Origin of the sequence: Devosia sp. YR412, assembly GCF_900110945.1 — a bacterium.
Taxonomy (GTDB): Bacteria; Pseudomonadota; Alphaproteobacteria; order Rhizobiales; family Devosiaceae; genus Devosia.
In genome coordinates this window covers 14,885-30,009 of record NZ_FOFL01000004.1, presented here as the reverse complement: position 1 = coordinate 30,009, position 15,125 = coordinate 14,885, and the positions used below count along the sequence as shown (strand labels likewise).

The following is a 15,125-nucleotide window of genomic DNA, read 5'->3' as shown; positions in this document are numbered from 1 at the left end:
TTCACAGCTCCGCGCAATCTCCACACCAAAGTAGCGAAGCGCTAACAGTGGTGACTGCGGGGAGTCACGCTATTTCTTGCGGCGCATGGCGTCGTTGAGCATGTCGCCGAGCGAGCCGGTGCTGCGTGGGGCTTCCTGCGGTGGGCGCTGATTGGCACGGAGCGGCTGGTCGCGGGGACGTTCGCGTGTAGCAGTGGTGGCGATTTCTTTGCGCATGGTGAGGCCGATGCGCTTGCGGGGCACGTCGACTTCCATGACGCGGACTTTCACCACATCGCCGGCCTTGACGACCTCGTGCGGGTCCTTGACGAATTTGTCGGCCAGCTGGGAGACATGCACCAGCCCGTCCTGGTGCACGCCGATATCGACGAAGGCGCCGAAGGCCGCGACATTGGTGACGGTGCCTTCCAGCTGCATGCCGGGCACAAGATGCTTGATGTCATCGACACCGTCGGCAAAGGTCGCGGTCTTGAAGGCGGGACGCGGGTCGCGGCCGGGCTTTTCCAGCTCGGCAAGGATATCGCGCACGGTGGGCAGGCCGAAGCGGTCGTCGACAAAGCTCTTTGGATCAAGGCCGGACAGGGCGGACTTGTCGCCCATGATGGTGCGCAGGTCACGGCCGCAGGCGGCGACGATCTTGCGGGCAACGCCATAGGCTTCGGGGTGTACAGAAGAGGCATCCAGCGGCTCTGCGCCGCCGGTAATGCGCAGGAAGCCGGCGCTCTGCTCGAAGGTGCGCTGGCCGAGGCGGGGGACTTCCAGAAGTGCCTTGCGGGAGCGGAACGGGCCATTGGCATCGCGATGGGTGACGATGGCTTCGGCGACTGATGGGCCGAGGCCGGAGATGCGGGCGAGCAGAGGTGCCGAGGCGGTGTTGAGATCGACGCCGACGGCGTTCACCGCATCTTCCACCACCGCATCGAGCGAGCGGTTGAGGCGGGCTTGGTCGACGTCGTGCTGATATTGGCCGACGCCGATCGCCTTGGGCTCGATCTTGACCAGTTCGGCCAAGGGATCCTGCAGGCGGCGGGCGATGGAGACGGCGCCGCGCAGCGAGACGTCGAGGTCTGGGAATTCGGCGGCGGCCAAGGCTGAAGCGGAATAGACCGAGGCGCCGGCCTCGGAAACGATGACCTTGGTCGGCTTGGGCGCCGGCAGGCGCTCGATCAGGTCGGTGACCAGCTTTTCGGTCTCGCGGCTGCCGGTGCCATTGCCGATGGCGATGAGCTGGACGCCATGCTTCTTGATCAGCGCCTGGATGGCGGCCTGCGCGCCGATGACGTCGTTGCGCGGCTGCAGGGGGTAGATCGTTTCGGTATCCAGCACCTTGCCGGTGGCGTCGATCACAGCGATCTTGCAGCCGGTGCGAATGCCGGGGTCAATGCCCATGGTGGCGCGGGCGCCGGCGGGGGCGGCCAGCAGCAGGTCCTTGAGATTGCGGGCAAAGACCTGAATGGCTTCCACCTCGGCGCGCTCGCGCAGTTCGACCATCAGGTCGATGGAAAGCGTGACGCGCAGGCGCGTGCGCCAGGCCCAACCGGCGACGTCGCGCAGCCATTGATTGCCCGGTCCGGTGCCCTGCGCATCGAGCGCGCCGGCGACCAGGCGCTCGGCAGGTCTGATCGGATCGGTGACATCGGCATCGACCTCGATATCGAGGCTGAGGAAGTCCTCGTCGCGGCCGCGCATCATGGCGAGGGCACGATGGCCGGCGACTTTGTTCCAGCGTTCGGAATGCGCGAAATAGTCGGAGAATTTGGCGCCGGCCTCTTCCTTGCCCTTGGCAACCTTGGCGCTGAGCATGGCCTTGTCGCGCATATAGCTGCGCAGCTGGCCGAGCAGGGCGGCATTTTCCGACAGACCCTCGATGACAATGTCGCGGGCGCCTTCCAGCGCTTCCTTGGTGCCGGGCACTTCGTCGGTGATGTAGGCTTCGGCCAGACGCAATGGTTCGGCGCTGCGGTTGGCGAGGATGGCTTCGGCCAGCGGGCCGAGGCCGCGCTCGCGAGCGATTTCGGCCTTGGTGCGGCGCTTGGGCTTGAAGGGCAGGTAGAGGTCTTCCAGCTCGGCCTTGGTGGCGGCGCCCATAATCGAGGCGGTCAATGCCGGCGTCAGCTTGCCTTGTTCGTCGACGGATTTGAGAATTGCCGCGCGGCGGGATTCCAGCTCGCGCAGATAGGTCAGGCGCTCGGCGAGCAGGCGCAGCTGGGTATCGTCGAGACCGCCGGTCACTTCCTTGCGGTAGCGGGCGATGAAAGGCACCGTGGCGCCGCCGTCGAGCAATTCCACCGCGGCGCCCACCTGGTCCGGGCGGGCAGCGACTTCGGTGGCGATCTGGGCGGCAATGCGGGCGTCGAGTGCGGACATGAATCTACTTTTCGGTTCGGCTGACGCGACCATAGTCGCCCCGGGCCGGGCGGCACACCCGGCACGGGACGATTTCCTCAATTGTGAGAGTGGCTACCGCGGCTGGTCAGCCGGTCAGTGACGAGACGAAGCGCTGCGTGCGCGGATCGACGGGCTTGCCGAAGACCTGTGCAGAGGGGCCGGTTTCGACGATGTCGCCGCCGTCAAGAAACAGCACATTGCCGGCAATGGTGGAGGCCAGGCGCAGGTCATGCGTCGCCATCAGCATGGTGGTGCCTTCGCGCGCCAGCTGGGCCAGCACTTCGACGACTTCGGCGGCAAGCTGTGGGTCGAGAGCCGAGGTGGGTTCGTCGCAGAGCAGGACTTTTGGCGACGGCGCCAGTGCCCGGGCGATGGCGACGCGCTGCTGCTGGCCGCCGGAGAGATTGGCCGGCCAGGCATCGGCCTTGGCGATCATGCCGACCTTGTCGAGCAGCGCCATGGCACGCTGGCGGGCATCCTCGCGCGACCATTTGAGCACGGTGAGCAGGCCTTCCATGACATTTTCCAGCGCCGTCAGATGCGGGAAGAGCTGGAAATTCTGGAACACCATGCCGGTCTTGCGACGCAGTGCCAGCACATGGGCGCGATCGACCTTGCGGCCCGGCTCGAAGGTGACGACAGCATCGTCGATGCGGACCTGGCCGGATTGTGGGGTTTCCAGCAGGTTGACGCAGCGCAGTAGCGTGCTCTTGCCGCTGCCGGAGGGGCCGATCAGGGCGGTGACGCTGCCTTCGGGGACGGTCAGGCTGACGCCCTTGAGCACTTCGGTGCCGTTGAAGCTTTTGTGGATGTTGTCGACGGCGATCACGATGCAGCCTCCATGTAACCACCATAGCGTGAGAAGCGCTTTTCGACGCGGGCCTGCAGGCTGGACAGCACCGAGCTGACCACCAGATAGATCAGCGCGACCTCGACATAAAGGATCAGAGGTTCGTAACTGGTAGCGACGATGCGCTGGCCGGCGCGGAACAATTCGGGGACGGTGATGGCGGCTGCCAGGGACGTGTCCTTGACCAAAGAGATGAAGGTATTGGACAGCGGCGGCACGGCGATGCGGGTGGCCTGCGGCAGGATGGTGCGGCGCAGCGCCTGGCTCCAGGTCATGCCGATGGAATAGGCGGCTTCCCACTGGCCCTTGGGGACCGAGAGTAGCACGGCGCGGATGATTTCCGAAGTATAGGCGCCGACATTGAGGGTGAAGCCGATCAGCGCGGCCGGGAAGGCATCGAGCACGATGCCGACGCTGGGCAGGCCGTAAAAGATCAGGAAGAGCTGCACCAGGAGCGGCGTGCCACGAATGATCCAGACGTAGAAGCGGACCACCATCGCCAGGGGCTTTGGCGCGAACAGCCGGGTGATGGCGGCGACGAAACCGACGGCGAGGCCCAGGGCAAAGGAGAGCAGGGTCAGCGGAACCGTGAAGAGCAGGCAGGCCCAGAGCAGGGAGGGCAGCGACTCGATCATCAGGGAAAGCCAGGGCGGCATTGCGTTTCCATCAGTTCAAAAGAAGAAGGACCGGACGACCTGGTCGCCCGATCCTTCTAAAGGCTTGGTGGCTCAGGCGCTACTGGGAGACGTCTTCGCCAAAATACTTCTGGGAAATCTCGGCATAGGTGCCGTCGGCTTTGATAGCGGCCAGCGCTTCGTTGATGGCAGCGAGCAGTTCCGGCTTGCCCTTGGCCAGCAGGACGCCGGAGAAATCGGCGTCAGCGGCCGTGGCGACGACCTTGACGTCGGCGTCGGGCTGCTGGGTCTTGAAGTCGAAAAAGCTCAGGCTGTCATTGATGGTGGCATCGGCGCGGCCCTGCAGCACCAAAGCGACCGACTGGTCAAAGCCTTCGGTGGCGACGAGTTCTGCGCCATATTCCTGGGCCAGCTTGCCGAAATTGCTGGTCAGGGTCTGGGCCGACTTCTTGCCGGAGAGGCTTTCGAAGCTGGTAATTTCGGTATTGTCGCCACGCACCACGAGGGCGGCCTTGGAGGCGATATAGGGTTCGGAGAAGTCGTATTTGGCCTGGCGATCGGCATTGATGCCGACCTGGTTGATGACGACATCATAGCGATTGGCGTCGATACCGGCGATCAGACCATCCCAAGGGCCTTCGACGAATTCTGCCTCGACGCCGAGTTGCTTGGCGACAGCGCGGCCGATTTCAACGTCGAAGCCGACCAGTTCGCCGCTGGCGTCATGGAAGGTGAAGGGGGCGTAGGTGCCTTCGGTGCCGATGCGCAAGGCGCCGGCCGACTTGATGGTCTCAAGCGCAGACTGGGCGAAGGCTGGCGTTGCGACGGCCAGAATGCCGGCTGCCAGAAGCCATTTGGAAAATTTCATGCTTGTCTCCTTGGTGGCCGGTTTCACTCGCAATCCGGCCTTATTGGCGGGCAAATTGCACGTCCGCGAGCAAGGTTTCAACGGGTTGGATGGATGTTTTCCTGGGGCGCTGGCGGCCGATATGCGGATGCTGCAATCATAGACTTTCGTAGCGCTGCATTGCGCCGGTGACGCCTGCAGAAGCATGACCTTGGGCGGTGGATTCCGGCGCCGAAGGCCTATTTGGTCTCAGTGGCTGTCGGGCAGGCGCTTTTCGCCGGCTTCGATGCGGATCGGCAGCACGTTTTCGGCCGGGGGCAACGGGCAGACGGCGTGTTCAGTGAAGGCGCAGGGCGGGTTGATCGCCTTGTTGAAATCGAGCGTGATGGTGGTGTCGGTGACGTCTTCGCCGAAGACGAAACGCGAGGCCGGATAGGTCGAGTCGCGCGAGGTCAGGTCGCGGATGACGAATTGCGGCGATGTCGCCGTGCCATGCGTGGCGAAGAGTTCGTAGCGCTGCCCGTCGATGGCGAACACCGCCTTGTGGGTGGCTTCAACGTCGGTGGGAATGGACTTGCTGGTGTCCACTGTCATACCCTTGGGCGTTTCCAGCGACACCCATTCGGCCTCGATGCGCCATTTCGGATCGGCCGGGAAGGCGTCGATACCGGTCAGCGCGGCGGGTGCTGCAGAGGCGGTGTCGCGGATGCGCAGGGCGTTTTCGCCGTTGAGCGTGGTGACTTCGCAGAGCAGGTTTTCGACGGTGAAACGCGGCGGATTGTATTTGGCGAGGGCCAGCACCTGCGGCACGCCGTTGACGGGCGTGAAGGTGACGGTGCCATTGTCGTCCTGGGTGATGGAGCCGGCATGGGCCGGGCCGGACGAGAGGACGAGGTCATTGTCGGCGGCGCTGCCAAAGGTGACTGTGCCGGTTTCGAGCCAGAAGCGGCCGATGATGTTGAGCCAGCCATTGGGACCCTTGAGGTCGGCGAGGCGCTTGACGTTCCAGGCGTCGAGCTGGGCGAGATAATCGGTGGGTGCGGCCATGATGGGCTCCTTCAGGCTGGCATGCGCGGCACGCTGGACAGCAGCCGCTGCGTATAGGGATGTTGCGGATTGGTCAGGATGGGCCTGGTGGCGCCGGCTTCGACTATGCGGCCCTGTTCGAGGATGACGATCTTTTCGCACAGCGCGGCGACAACGCCGATGTCATGCGAGACGAAGACCAGGGTCATTTTGGCGCTGAGCTGCTTCAGTAATTCAACGATGCGGATGCGGGTCGAGAGGTCTAGCGCGCTGACCGCTTCGTCGGCGAGGAGGAGTTCGGGCCCGGCCACGATGGCGCGGGCAATGGCGATGCGCTGGCGCTGGCCGCCGGAGAATTCATGCGGATAGCGCGTGAGGATATCGGGTTCGAGACCGACTGAGACCAGTGCATCGATGACCATCTGGCGGTGATCACCGGCGATCTTCAGCGAACGCAGCGGTTCGGCGACGATGGAGAGCACGGTCTGGCGCGGATCGAGCGAGGAATAGGGGTCCTGGAAGACCACCTGCACCTGACGGCGATAGGCGCGCATGAAGGCGGCATTGCGCGGATCAAGCGCGGCGCCCTTGAAACTTATGCTGCCGCTGTTGGGGCGGGTCAGGCCGAGCAGCAGGCGGAGCAGGGTGGACTTGCCGGAGCCGGACTCGCCGACGAGTCCAATGCTGTCGCCGGGCTGGATATCGAGCGATACCCCGTCCAGAACCGTCTTGGTGCTGGAATAGCCGAAGCTGACGTTGTCGAGTTTGAGGAGGCTCATGGGGCGTCTCCCAGAGCTGCATCGAAGGCGTGCGCGGCAGCGACCAGCGATTGGGTATAGGCATGCTGCGGCTGGGCGAAGACGTCACGGACCGGGCCGGTTTCGACCACTTCGCCCTGGCGCAGCACCACGACGCGATCGACAATGCCGGCAACGACGGGCAGGTCGTGGCTGATGAATAGCAAAGCCATGTTGCGCTCGCGGACCAAGCGGTCGAGCAGGCGGAGGATTTCGGCCTGCGTGGTGACGTCGAGAGCCGTGGTTGGCTCGTCGGCGATCAGCAGGGCCGGACGGCAGGCGAGCGCCATGGCGATGGCGACGCGCTGGCGCTGGCCGCCGGAGATCTCATGCGGATAGGCGCGGGAGATGCGCTGGGGATCGGGCAGGGCGACATCGGCCATCAGGGCGAAGATGGCGGCATCGAGCGCCGTGCCGGTGAGGCGCTGGCCGTCGCGGGCGGCGCGGCGGCGCAGGGGTTCGGCGATCTGCTTGCCGATGCGCATCAGCGGGTCGAGGGCGGTCAGCGGTTCCTGGAACACCACGGCGACAGCGGTGCCGCGCAGCTGATTGAGCTGGTGTTCGGAGGCGCCAATCACCGGCTGGCCAGCCAGGGTGATGTTGCCCGAGGCGCGGATATTTGCCGGGAGCAGGCCGGTGGCGGCCATGGCGGTAAGGGACTTGCCAGAGCCGGATTCGCCGATCAGGCCGACACGTTCGCCTAGGGTGATGGTGAGGTCGACGCCGGAGAGCAGGCGGGTGGCTTCGGTATGCAGCGAGAGCTGGCGGATATCGAGAACAGCACTCATCGGGCGCGCCTAGTGGGATCGATCGTATCGCGGAGGCCGTCGGCGAGGAGGTTGATGCCGATGACCAGCGAGACCAGGGCAAGGCCGGGGGCGATGGCGCCGATGGGGGCGGTATAGACCGTGCCCTGGGCTTCCTGCAGCAGGCGGCCCCAGGAGGCGTTGGGCGGCGGCGCGCCGAGGCCGAGATAGGAGAGCGAGGCTTCGGCAATGACGGCAAGGCCGAACTGCAAGGCGAAGCTGACCGACAGCGTCGGCCAGATATTGGGCAGGATGTGGCGGAAGACCACGCCGAGCCATGAGGTGCCGGAGGTGCGGGCGGCGGTGATATAGTCCATCAGCAGCACGCGCTTGGTCAGGATGCGGGTCAGCCGCGCGACGATGGCCGATAGAGCAATGCCGAGGGCAAAGATGGCCGAGCCGAGGTTGGCAGTATCGGCGGCCGCGACCACCAGCATGGCAATAAGAAGCGTCGGGAAGGCGATCAGGATGTCGAGGGTTGCGGCAAGGGCATCGTCGAGCAGCTTGCTGGCAAAGGCGGCGAGCAGGCCGAGCGTGACGCCGATCACGGCGCCAATGGCGACGGCGCCGGTGCCGACGATCAGAGCGATGCGCGAGCCGATCATGATCTGGGTGAGGAAATCGCGGCCGAGGCGGTCGGTGCCAGCCCAGTGAAGGAGGGATGGTGCCTCCAGTCGGCCACCGGTCATGCCGGCGGGATCATAGGGCGTCCAGACCAGCGTCAGCAGGCCGGTGATGATGTGGAGCGTCACCAAGGCCAGGCCAACCCAGAGGGTCAGGGAGACGAAGCGACGGCGTTTGGGCGGGGCGATCTGGTCCACGGTTGTCATGATGTGGCCACCCGCTCACGCAGGCGGGGATCGATGAGGCGCTGCAGCAGGTCGGCGGCGAAGCCGATGAGCAGGACCAGCAGGGTCGAGACGAAGAGCACGCCTTGCACATTGGGATAGTCGCGCTGCTGGATGGCGAGCAGCAGCATGGAGCCGAGGCCGGGCAGGGAGAAGACGCGTTCGATGACGACGGCGCCGAGGAAGGTGCTGGCGAGTTCGATGCCGAGGATGGAAACCACCGGAACGGCACCATTGCGTAGGCCGTGGCGGATCAGGGCTTCGGGGAAGGAGGCGCCGAGCGCGCGGGCGGTGCGAATGTAATCGCTGCCCAGAACGTCGAGCGTGGCGGCGCGGACATAGCGCAGCAGCGAGGCGGCCATGACCAGGGAAATCGTGATGACTGGCAGGATCATAGCCGTGACGGCTTCGCCCCGATTGGCCCAACCCTTGAGGGGGAAACCGCCAGAGGGGAGGAGGCGGAGGTTGATGGCGAAAAGCGTCACCAGCAGGATACCGACCCAGAAAACGGGAATGGCGATGCCGAGCTGGGAGATGACGGAAATGGCGGCGCCATACCAGCGGGCCGAGTGGACGGCGGCGATGACGCCGAGGGGGATGGCGATGACGAGGGCCAGGGCGAAACCGAGCAGGGTCAGCGGCAGGGTGACCGAGAGACGATTGCCGATTTCATCGAGCACCGAGGCGCGGCTGACAAAGGAGGTGCCGAGGTCGAAGCGCGCGAGGTTGCCGATAAAACCGAGGAACTGCAGCCAGATAGGCTGGTCGGAACCGACCTGGGCGCGGGCGGCGGCGATCTGTTGTTCCGTCGCCCCGACACCGAGGAGCGCATTGGCGGGGTCACCGGGCAGCAGGCGCAGCAACAGGAACAGCACCACGGCCGCGATCAGCAGGGACAGGAAGAGGATGGCCAGCCGGCGTATTGTATAGGCGAGAATGGGACGGTCTTTCGAAAAGCCATGGGGCGCGTGAGCGATCTCTAGCCCAATGGCGAGGGCCGGACAAATGGCGTTTGCGCCATTCACCCGACCCCCGAATGCGTTAGCAGACTGTTAGCGTTGAGCGCCCATACGCGTCATTCGGCCTTCTCGATGTCATAAGCGAAGAACTGCGAGTTCAGGCCATTGACCGGGTATCCGGAAACATTGGCGGCCGAGACGACGATCTGCGGATAGAGGTAGAGCCAGTTGCTGGCTGCGTCCTCGGCGATGATCTCGTTGGCTTCCTTGAGCTTGGCCGTCTGCTCGTCGACCGAGCCGGCAGCTTCTGCATCGGCAACCAGCTTGACCACCTCGGGGTTGTTGTAGCCCCAGTAGAAGTCAGGGTTGCCGTAGAAGACGATATCGCGGTGGTTGACGTGCTCCTGCAGCGTCGCCTCGAAATTCTTCTCCTGGTAGATCTTGGTGTACCATTCGTTGGCGGTGATGACGTTGATGTTCACCGTGACGCCGATCTTGGCATATTCGGCCTGGAGGAACTGCGCGACGATCGGGTGCGGATCGTAGTCGGGGGTGTCGAGGGTGAACTCGAAGCCATCGGGATAGCCGGCCTCGGCCAGCAGCGCCTTGGCGCCTTCGACGTCATAGGCGTCGACGCCGGTCAGATCGACATACCAGGGATCGGTCGGCGGCACGAAGGAGCCGATCAGCGTACCATAGTCGCCCCAGATGGAGTTGAGCAGCTTGGCCTTGTCGGTGGCGCGGGCCAGAGCCTTGCGGACCTTGACGTTGTCGAAGGGGGCGACGCGGTCGTTATAGGCCAGCAGTTCCTTGGTGGTGGAAGCGCCTTCGGTGACGGTATAGGCGGAATTGCCGCTGAACTGGGCCAGCGAATCCGGGCTCTGTACGGAGGTGATGACATCCACCGCATTGGTCAGCAGCGCATTGTTGAGTGCGGTGGCGTCAGTGAAGTAGGTGTAGATCACTTCGCCATTGCTGGGGGCATCGCCCCAATAGCCGTCGAAACGCGACAGAGCAAGAGCCGAACCGCGGCGCCATTCTTCCAGCGCGTAGGGGCCGGTGCCGTCTTCGGTCGCCGTGATGTCAGCGGCAGCGTCGTTGACGATCCAGACGTAGGAGAGGTTGTAGGGCAGCGAGATCGAGCGGGCCGACAGAGTGATGACCACGGTCTTGTCGTCAGGCGTCTCGATGGAGGTGATGGTCGAGAGGCTCTTCTTGCGCGAGCTCTTGGAGGTCTCGGCGGTGACGCGTTCAATGGAATACTTCACATCGGCAGAGGTCAGCGGCTCGCCGGAATGGAAGGTGACGCCATCCACGAGGGTAAAGGTATAGGTCAGGCCATCTTCGCTGACCGTGTAGTCAGCCGAGAGCTTGGGCTCGACAGAGCCGGCATCGGTCAGCTGGAACAGGGCTTCATAGACATTGCCGTTGAAGGCTTCGTTGATGCCTTGGCCGGCTCCGGCGGTGTTGTCGAGATTTTGCGGCTCGTAGAGCGAGCCGATGCGGATGGTGGCGTCGGCATCGAAGCCCTGCGCGAAGGCGGCGGGGGATACGGCGACGCTGGCCAGGAGAGCGGCAACCAGCAGGTTGCGACGGGAAACGAGAGACATGAGACAGTCCTGTCAGGTGGGCGGGCCATGCAAATTGCATACACGGCCTCTTGGGAAGAGAAATATCCGGTCCCGGCCGAAAACCCCATCACTTTGGTAGTCTATAAATTTGTCTTCAGACGCCTTGTTGAAATGGCTTTCTCGGTCAGGCGCAGGCGTTGAAAAGCCATTCCACGCTCTGGGAAATCCCGCATTTTCGGGGCGGACACGCGGTAGGCGATGTCGCGCTGAAAGCGAGCAAATCCGGGACAGCTTTCTCCCGATGGGCCTATGTCAGTCTCCAAAAGCGAAAATTTTGCGCCTTGAAACAAAATGCCCGCGAAGGCCGATGCGCGGCAAGAGCCTTTCCCGGAGTGCCAGAAGGTTAGCACGCTACTAACTCGATCAAGTCAGTAGGGTAATGCACTGTGATGTCACGCCGGTGCTGAGCAGCGGCGACACATTCATCTGGGGGCGGCGGCCTATCCTTGAATAGCGCCGCGGGAGATACCGAATGACGATCGCAAGACGCAGTCTATTGTCGCTGGCGCTGGCCGGCATTGCCTTCTCGGGTTTTGGCGCCTCGGCGGCCCATGCCGTCGATCTGCGCATCGGCTGGCAGCCGATCGTCGAGCCGAGCCGCGTGCCGCAGGCCGATGGGACCTATGAAACGGCCACCGGCGCCACCGTGACCTGGAACCGCTTCGAGGGCGGTGCCGATGTGATCGCCGCGATTGCCTCGGGCTCGATCGACATCGGTTATGTCGGCTCCAGCCCGCTGACCGTAGCGGCCAGCCAGCAATTGCCGATCGAGACGATCTTTGTGGTCGGCAATATTGCCGAGGCCGAGGCGCTGGCGGTCAAGGGCGTGACCAAGCCTGAGGAACTGGCCGGCAAGAAGATTGCCACGCCCTTCGTTTCGACCGCGCATTACAGCCTCCTTACGGCGCTCAAGCATTGGGGCGTCGATCCGGCATCGCTGGAAATCCTTAACCTGCGGCCGCCGGAAATTGCAGCGGCCTGGGAGCGCGGCGATATCGATGGCGCCTATGTGTGGGATCCAGTGCTTACCCAGATCAAGTCGACCGGTGGCACCGTGCTTGCCGATAGCGCTGATGTTGCCGAATGGGGCGGGCCGACCTTTGACGCCTGGATCGTGCGTAAGGATTTCGCCGAAGCCAATCCGGATGTGGTCAGCGCCTTCGTCAAGGTGACGGGCGATGCCTATGCCGCCTATCTGGCTGATCCCTCTGCATGGGGTGCCGACTCCGAAGAGGCCAAGAAGATCGCCGATCTCTCGGGCGCCAAGGCGGCGGATGTACCGCTGCTGCTCAAGGGCTATGTCTTCCCCTCGCTTGAACAGCAGGCCAGTGCCGACTTCCTCGGCGGCGGCACGGCTGAGGCCATTGCGGCAACCGCCACATTCCTCGTCGAGCAGGGCCGTATCCCTGCTGCGCTACCCGACTACACCGGCGCGGTGACCACAAAATATGTCGAGGCCGCGCTCGGCCAGTAAGTCACACCGATCGGGTGCCCTCCTGTCGCCCGATCACTTGCGCTGCCGCCTTTCCCTGGGGCGGCAGCGTCCCTGTTTTCTGGAGCTTCTATGTCCGAGCTGCGCCTCAATGCCGTCAGTTTCGCCTATGAGCACGCACCCGGCGCCGCAAGGGTGCTGGATCGCGTAACGCTGGGCGTGGCCAAGGGCGAATTCGTCGTGGTGCTGGGCCAGTCGGGTTCGGGCAAGACTAGTCTGCTCAACCTGGCGGCCGGGTTTCTGGAGCCGACCGAGGGCCGGGTGACGCTGGACGGTAAGGCGGTGTCCGGGCCATCGGCGGATCGCGCTGTGGTGTTTCAAGATGATGCGCTGTTCGCATGGTCCAATGCGCGGGACAATGTGGCATTTCCGCTGCGGCTGCGTGGTGCTTCTCGCGACGAGCGCAAGCGCCGGGCCGATGCGCTGCTGGCCGATGTCGGGCTGGCCGGTCAGGGCGGCAAGGCGATCTGGGAATTGTCGGGCGGCATGCGGCAGCGGGTCGGTATTGCCCGGGCGCTGGCAGCAGAGCCGGAGTTTTTGCTGATGGACGAACCGCTCGGGGCGCTGGACGCGATGACGCGCGACCAGATGCAGGAATTGCTGCTCACGATTTGGAGCCGGTCCAATACCGGTGCCTTGCTGATTACCCATTCGGTAGAAGAGGCGCTGTTTCTCGCCACCCGCGTGGTGGTGCTGGCGGCGCATCCGGGGCGAATTGCGCTGGAGCAGAATTTCGATTTCGGCCGGCGGTTTTTGGCCGGCGAGAAGGCACGGGCGCTGAAGTCCGAGCCTGAATTTGTCGCAGCGCGCGAGGCGCTGATCGCGGCCATTCATGATCCAGCCTATGCGGTGGCGGCATGAGCGTGATTGCTGAGAGCGGAGCGGTGCAACGGCCCGAGGGTGAGCGCAAGCGGGCGCGGCGTCTGCGAAAGCTGCTGCCGTTGTTTGCCGGCCTAACCGTAACCGCGGCGATACTGGTGATCTGGCATGTGGCCAGCACCTCTGGATGGGTATCGCCGGTGTTTCTGCCGCCGCCTGCGGCAATTGTCGCGGCGCTGGGCCGGTTGATCCAGGTGGGCTATGTGGATTCGACGCTTTTGCAGCATGTTGGCGCGAGCCTCGGTCGGGTGTTTTCGGCGCTGTTCTTTTCGGTGCTGATCGGCGTGCCGGCGGGACTGGTGATTGCCACCAGCCCGATCGGGCGCGGCGTGCTTGATCCCGTAGTGGAATTCCTGCGGCCGCTGCCTCCTCTGGCTTATCTGCCGCTGGTCATCATCTGGTTCGGTATTGGCGAGACCTCCAAGGTTCTGGTCATCAGCCTCGCCATGGCGCCGGCCATCATCATTTCGACGGCCGCGGGTGTGCGGTCGGCGTCGAAGAACCAGGTCAATGCGGCGCGGGCCTTTGGTGCGACGCCGCTGCAGCTGTTGCGGCATGTGCTGCTGCCCGCCGCCATTCCGTCAATCCTGACCGGCATTCGCATCGCGCTGGGCGCCGGCTGGACCACATTGGTGGCGGCCGAGCTGGTCGCGGCCGGCCGGGGGCTGGGCTATATGATCCAGTCGGCCGCGCAATTTCTTGTCACCGATGTCGTCATCGCCGGCATCCTCGTCATTTCGGCCATAGCCTTTGCCTTCGAAGCGCTGCTGCGCTTCGTCGAGCGGCGCTATGTGCCCTGGTCGCGTAACCCGTGAGTGTCATGAGCAAAAACCTCGATTTCTTCTGGTTCATTCCGACGCATGGCGACGGCCGCTATCTCGGCTCGGGCGATGGCGAAAGGCAGCCGGATTTCCAGTATTTCAAGCAGATCGCCCAGGCGGCGGACCGGCTTGGCTATCAAGGCGTGCTACTGCCGACCGGGCAGAATTGCGAGGAGTCGTGGATCACGGCGACCGGTCTGGCGACGGTGACGGATCGGCTGAAATATCTTGTGGCGCTGCGGCCCGGCGTGACGCTGCCGACCTTTGCGGCGCGGCAGGCGGCGGCGCTGGACCGGCTGAGCAATGGACGACTGTTGCTCAATGTGGTGGTGGGCGGCAACCCGGTGGAGCTGGCCGGCGACGGCGTGTTCCTGCCGCATGGCGAGCGCTATGAGCAGGCCGGGGAATTTCTCAGCATTTTCCGCCGGCTGCTGGCCGGCGAGACGGTGGATTTCAGCGGCAAGCATTATCGCGTCGAGGGCGGGCGGCTGGATCAGCGCACGGTGCAACAGCCGCATCCTCCGATCTTTTTGGGGGGCTCATCCGATGCCGGGCAGGATCTGGCGGCCGAACAGGTCGACACTTACCTGACCTGGGGCGAGCCGGTGGTGCAGGTGGCCGAAAAGGTCGCGGCGGCGCAGCGCAAGGCGGAGGCCAAGGGGCGCAAGCTGCGCTTTGGCATGCGGCTGCATTTCATCGTGCGCGAGACCGAGGAAGAAGCCTGGCGAGAGGCGGATCGGCTGATCAGCAAGGTGTCGGACAGCCAGATCGCGGCGGCGCAGGCGCGGTTTACCCAGCAGATGGATAGTGTCGGCCAGCGCCGCATGTCGGAGCTGCATGGCGGCGATCGAAACAAGCTGCTGGTCGGACCAAATCTCTGGGCCGGGGTCGGGCTGGTGCGCAATGGGGCCGGTACGGCGCTGGTCGGGACGCCTGAACAGGTGGCGGAGCGGCTACGGGAATATCAGGCGGTCGGCGTGGATCTGGTTATCGGCTCTGGCTATCCGCATCTCGAAGAGGCCTATCGCGTTGCGGAGCTGCTGTTCCCGGCGCTGGGGCTGGGCGGCAAGCTCGAGACGCTGGTCGAAAGTGTCAGCAATGAATTTGCCGTCGGTTTCCATGGCAAGGCGCAGGTGGCGATCTAGG

Annotated in this window: 15 protein-coding genes; 5 read left to right on the top strand and 10 right to left on the bottom strand. The window is 64.3% G+C overall.

Annotated features, from left to right (window positions below; genetic code table 11):
- Positions 1-69 precede the first annotated feature (69 nt).
- From BM045_RS13865 to BM045_RS13850, 4 genes are all read right to left on the bottom strand, one after another.
- Positions 70-2,367, bottom strand: coding sequence for a Tex family protein (locus BM045_RS13865; RefSeq protein WP_092184283.1), 2,298 nt, complete (start codon positions 2,365-2,367; stop codon positions 70-72).
- Between the two features lie 106 nt (positions 2,368-2,473).
- A complete protein-coding gene (locus BM045_RS13860; RefSeq protein WP_092184281.1) occupies positions 2,474-3,217 on the bottom strand; it encodes an amino acid ABC transporter ATP-binding protein in 744 nt (247 codons plus the stop codon).
- The gene (locus BM045_RS13855; RefSeq protein ID WP_092184279.1) at positions 3,214-3,894 is read right to left on the bottom strand and encodes an amino acid ABC transporter permease; all 681 of its coding nucleotides are present in this window, start codon (positions 3,892-3,894) and stop codon (positions 3,214-3,216) included. Before BM045_RS13855 ends, BM045_RS13860 begins: the two co-directional genes overlap by 4 nt.
- 79 nt (positions 3,895-3,973) lie before the next feature.
- On the bottom strand, positions 3,974-4,741 hold the full coding sequence (locus BM045_RS13850; RefSeq protein ID WP_092184793.1) for an amino acid ABC transporter substrate-binding protein: 768 nt from the start codon (positions 4,739-4,741) through the stop codon (positions 3,974-3,976).
- Here BM045_RS13850 and BM045_RS18935 point away from each other — a divergent pair.
- Positions 4,740-4,883, top strand: coding sequence for a hypothetical protein (locus BM045_RS18935; RefSeq protein ID WP_170848512.1), 144 nt, complete (start codon positions 4,740-4,742; stop codon positions 4,881-4,883). The two genes, BM045_RS13850 and BM045_RS18935, sit on opposite strands and share 2 nt — an antisense overlap.
- Positions 4,884-4,969: 86 nt before the next feature.
- On the opposite strand, the gene BM045_RS13845 is transcribed toward BM045_RS18935, so the two are convergent.
- The 6 genes from BM045_RS13845 to BM045_RS13820 form a co-directional block, all read right to left on the bottom strand.
- Positions 4,970-5,767, bottom strand: coding sequence for a DUF1684 domain-containing protein (locus BM045_RS13845; protein WP_092184277.1), 798 nt, complete (start codon positions 5,765-5,767; stop codon positions 4,970-4,972).
- A gap of 11 nt (positions 5,768-5,778) precedes the next feature.
- Positions 5,779-6,525 carry an ABC transporter ATP-binding protein gene (locus tag BM045_RS13840; RefSeq protein ID WP_092184276.1) on the bottom strand — a complete coding sequence of 249 codons (747 nt, stop codon included), beginning with the start codon at positions 6,523-6,525 and terminating at the stop codon, positions 5,779-5,781.
- Positions 6,522-7,331: an ATP-binding cassette domain-containing protein gene (locus tag BM045_RS13835; protein WP_092184274.1), complete on the bottom strand. Its 810-nt coding sequence runs from the start codon at positions 7,329-7,331 to the stop codon at positions 6,522-6,524. Before BM045_RS13835 ends, BM045_RS13840 begins: the two co-directional genes overlap by 4 nt.
- Positions 7,328-8,179 carry an ABC transporter permease gene (locus BM045_RS13830; protein ID WP_092184272.1) on the bottom strand — a complete coding sequence of 284 codons (852 nt, stop codon included), beginning with the start codon at positions 8,177-8,179 and terminating at the stop codon, positions 7,328-7,330. The genes BM045_RS13835 and BM045_RS13830 overlap by 4 nt, the downstream gene beginning before the upstream one ends.
- Positions 8,176-9,120 (bottom strand): ABC transporter permease, encoded by a 945-nt coding sequence (locus tag BM045_RS13825; protein ID WP_211198459.1) that lies wholly within the window; start codon positions 9,118-9,120, stop codon positions 8,176-8,178. Before BM045_RS13825 ends, BM045_RS13830 begins: the two co-directional genes overlap by 4 nt.
- 152 nt (positions 9,121-9,272) lie before the next feature.
- Positions 9,273-10,766 (bottom strand): ABC transporter substrate-binding protein, encoded by a 1,494-nt coding sequence (locus BM045_RS13820; RefSeq protein ID WP_092184270.1) that lies wholly within the window; start codon positions 10,764-10,766, stop codon positions 9,273-9,275.
- Positions 10,767-11,259: 493 nt separating this feature from the next.
- Between BM045_RS13820 and tauA the strand changes: the two genes are divergently transcribed.
- From tauA to ssuD, 4 genes are all read left to right on the top strand, one after another.
- Positions 11,260-12,261 carry a taurine ABC transporter substrate-binding protein gene (gene tauA, locus BM045_RS13815; protein WP_092184269.1) on the top strand — a complete coding sequence of 334 codons (1,002 nt, stop codon included), beginning with the start codon at positions 11,260-11,262 and terminating at the stop codon, positions 12,259-12,261.
- Between the two features lie 90 nt (positions 12,262-12,351).
- On the top strand, positions 12,352-13,140 hold the full coding sequence (locus BM045_RS13810) for a taurine ABC transporter ATP-binding protein (protein WP_092184267.1): 789 nt from the start codon (positions 12,352-12,354) through the stop codon (positions 13,138-13,140).
- Entirely contained in the window at positions 13,137-13,973 is an 837-nt protein-coding gene (locus BM045_RS13805; RefSeq protein WP_092184265.1) for an ABC transporter permease subunit, read from the top strand. The genes BM045_RS13810 and BM045_RS13805 overlap by 4 nt, the downstream gene beginning before the upstream one ends.
- Positions 13,974-13,978: 5 nt before the next feature.
- On the top strand, positions 13,979-15,124 hold the full coding sequence (gene ssuD / locus BM045_RS13800; protein WP_092184263.1) for an FMNH2-dependent alkanesulfonate monooxygenase: 1,146 nt from the start codon (positions 13,979-13,981) through the stop codon (positions 15,122-15,124).
- The last annotated feature ends 1 nt before the right edge of the window (position 15,125 follow it).

Bases quoted from the DNA above. Each gene is read 5' to 3' on its own strand.
- BM045_RS13865 (WP_092184283.1), bottom strand. From the start codon at position 2,367: ATGTCCGCACTCGACGCCCGCATTGCCGCCCAGATCGCCACCGAAGTC.
- BM045_RS13855 (WP_092184279.1), bottom strand. From the start codon at position 3,894: ATGCCGCCCTGGCTTTCCCTGATGATCGAGTCGCTGCCCTCCCTGCTC.
- BM045_RS18935 (WP_170848512.1), top strand. From the start codon at position 4,740: ATGCTTGTCTCCTTGGTGGCCGGTTTCACTCGCAATCCGGCCTTATTG.
- BM045_RS13850 (WP_092184793.1), bottom strand. From the start codon at position 4,741: ATGAAATTTTCCAAATGGCTTCTGGCAGCCGGCATTCTGGCCGTCGCA.
- BM045_RS13845 (WP_092184277.1), bottom strand. From the start codon at position 5,767: ATGGCCGCACCCACCGATTATCTCGCCCAGCTCGACGCCTGGAACGTC.
- BM045_RS13840 (WP_092184276.1), bottom strand. From the start codon at position 6,525: ATGAGCCTCCTCAAACTCGACAACGTCAGCTTCGGCTATTCCAGCACC.
- BM045_RS13835 (WP_092184274.1), bottom strand. From the start codon at position 7,331: ATGAGTGCTGTTCTCGATATCCGCCAGCTCTCGCTGCATACCGAAGCC.
- BM045_RS13830 (WP_092184272.1), bottom strand. From the start codon at position 8,179: ATGACAACCGTGGACCAGATCGCCCCGCCCAAACGCCGTCGCTTCGTC.
- BM045_RS13820 (WP_092184270.1), bottom strand. From the start codon at position 10,766: ATGTCTCTCGTTTCCCGTCGCAACCTGCTGGTTGCCGCTCTCCTGGCC.
- tauA (WP_092184269.1), top strand. From the start codon at position 11,260: ATGACGATCGCAAGACGCAGTCTATTGTCGCTGGCGCTGGCCGGCATT.
- BM045_RS13810 (WP_092184267.1), top strand. From the start codon at position 12,352: ATGTCCGAGCTGCGCCTCAATGCCGTCAGTTTCGCCTATGAGCACGCA.
- BM045_RS13805 (WP_092184265.1), top strand. From the start codon at position 13,137: ATGAGCGTGATTGCTGAGAGCGGAGCGGTGCAACGGCCCGAGGGTGAG.
- ssuD (WP_092184263.1), top strand. From the start codon at position 13,979: ATGAGCAAAAACCTCGATTTCTTCTGGTTCATTCCGACGCATGGCGAC.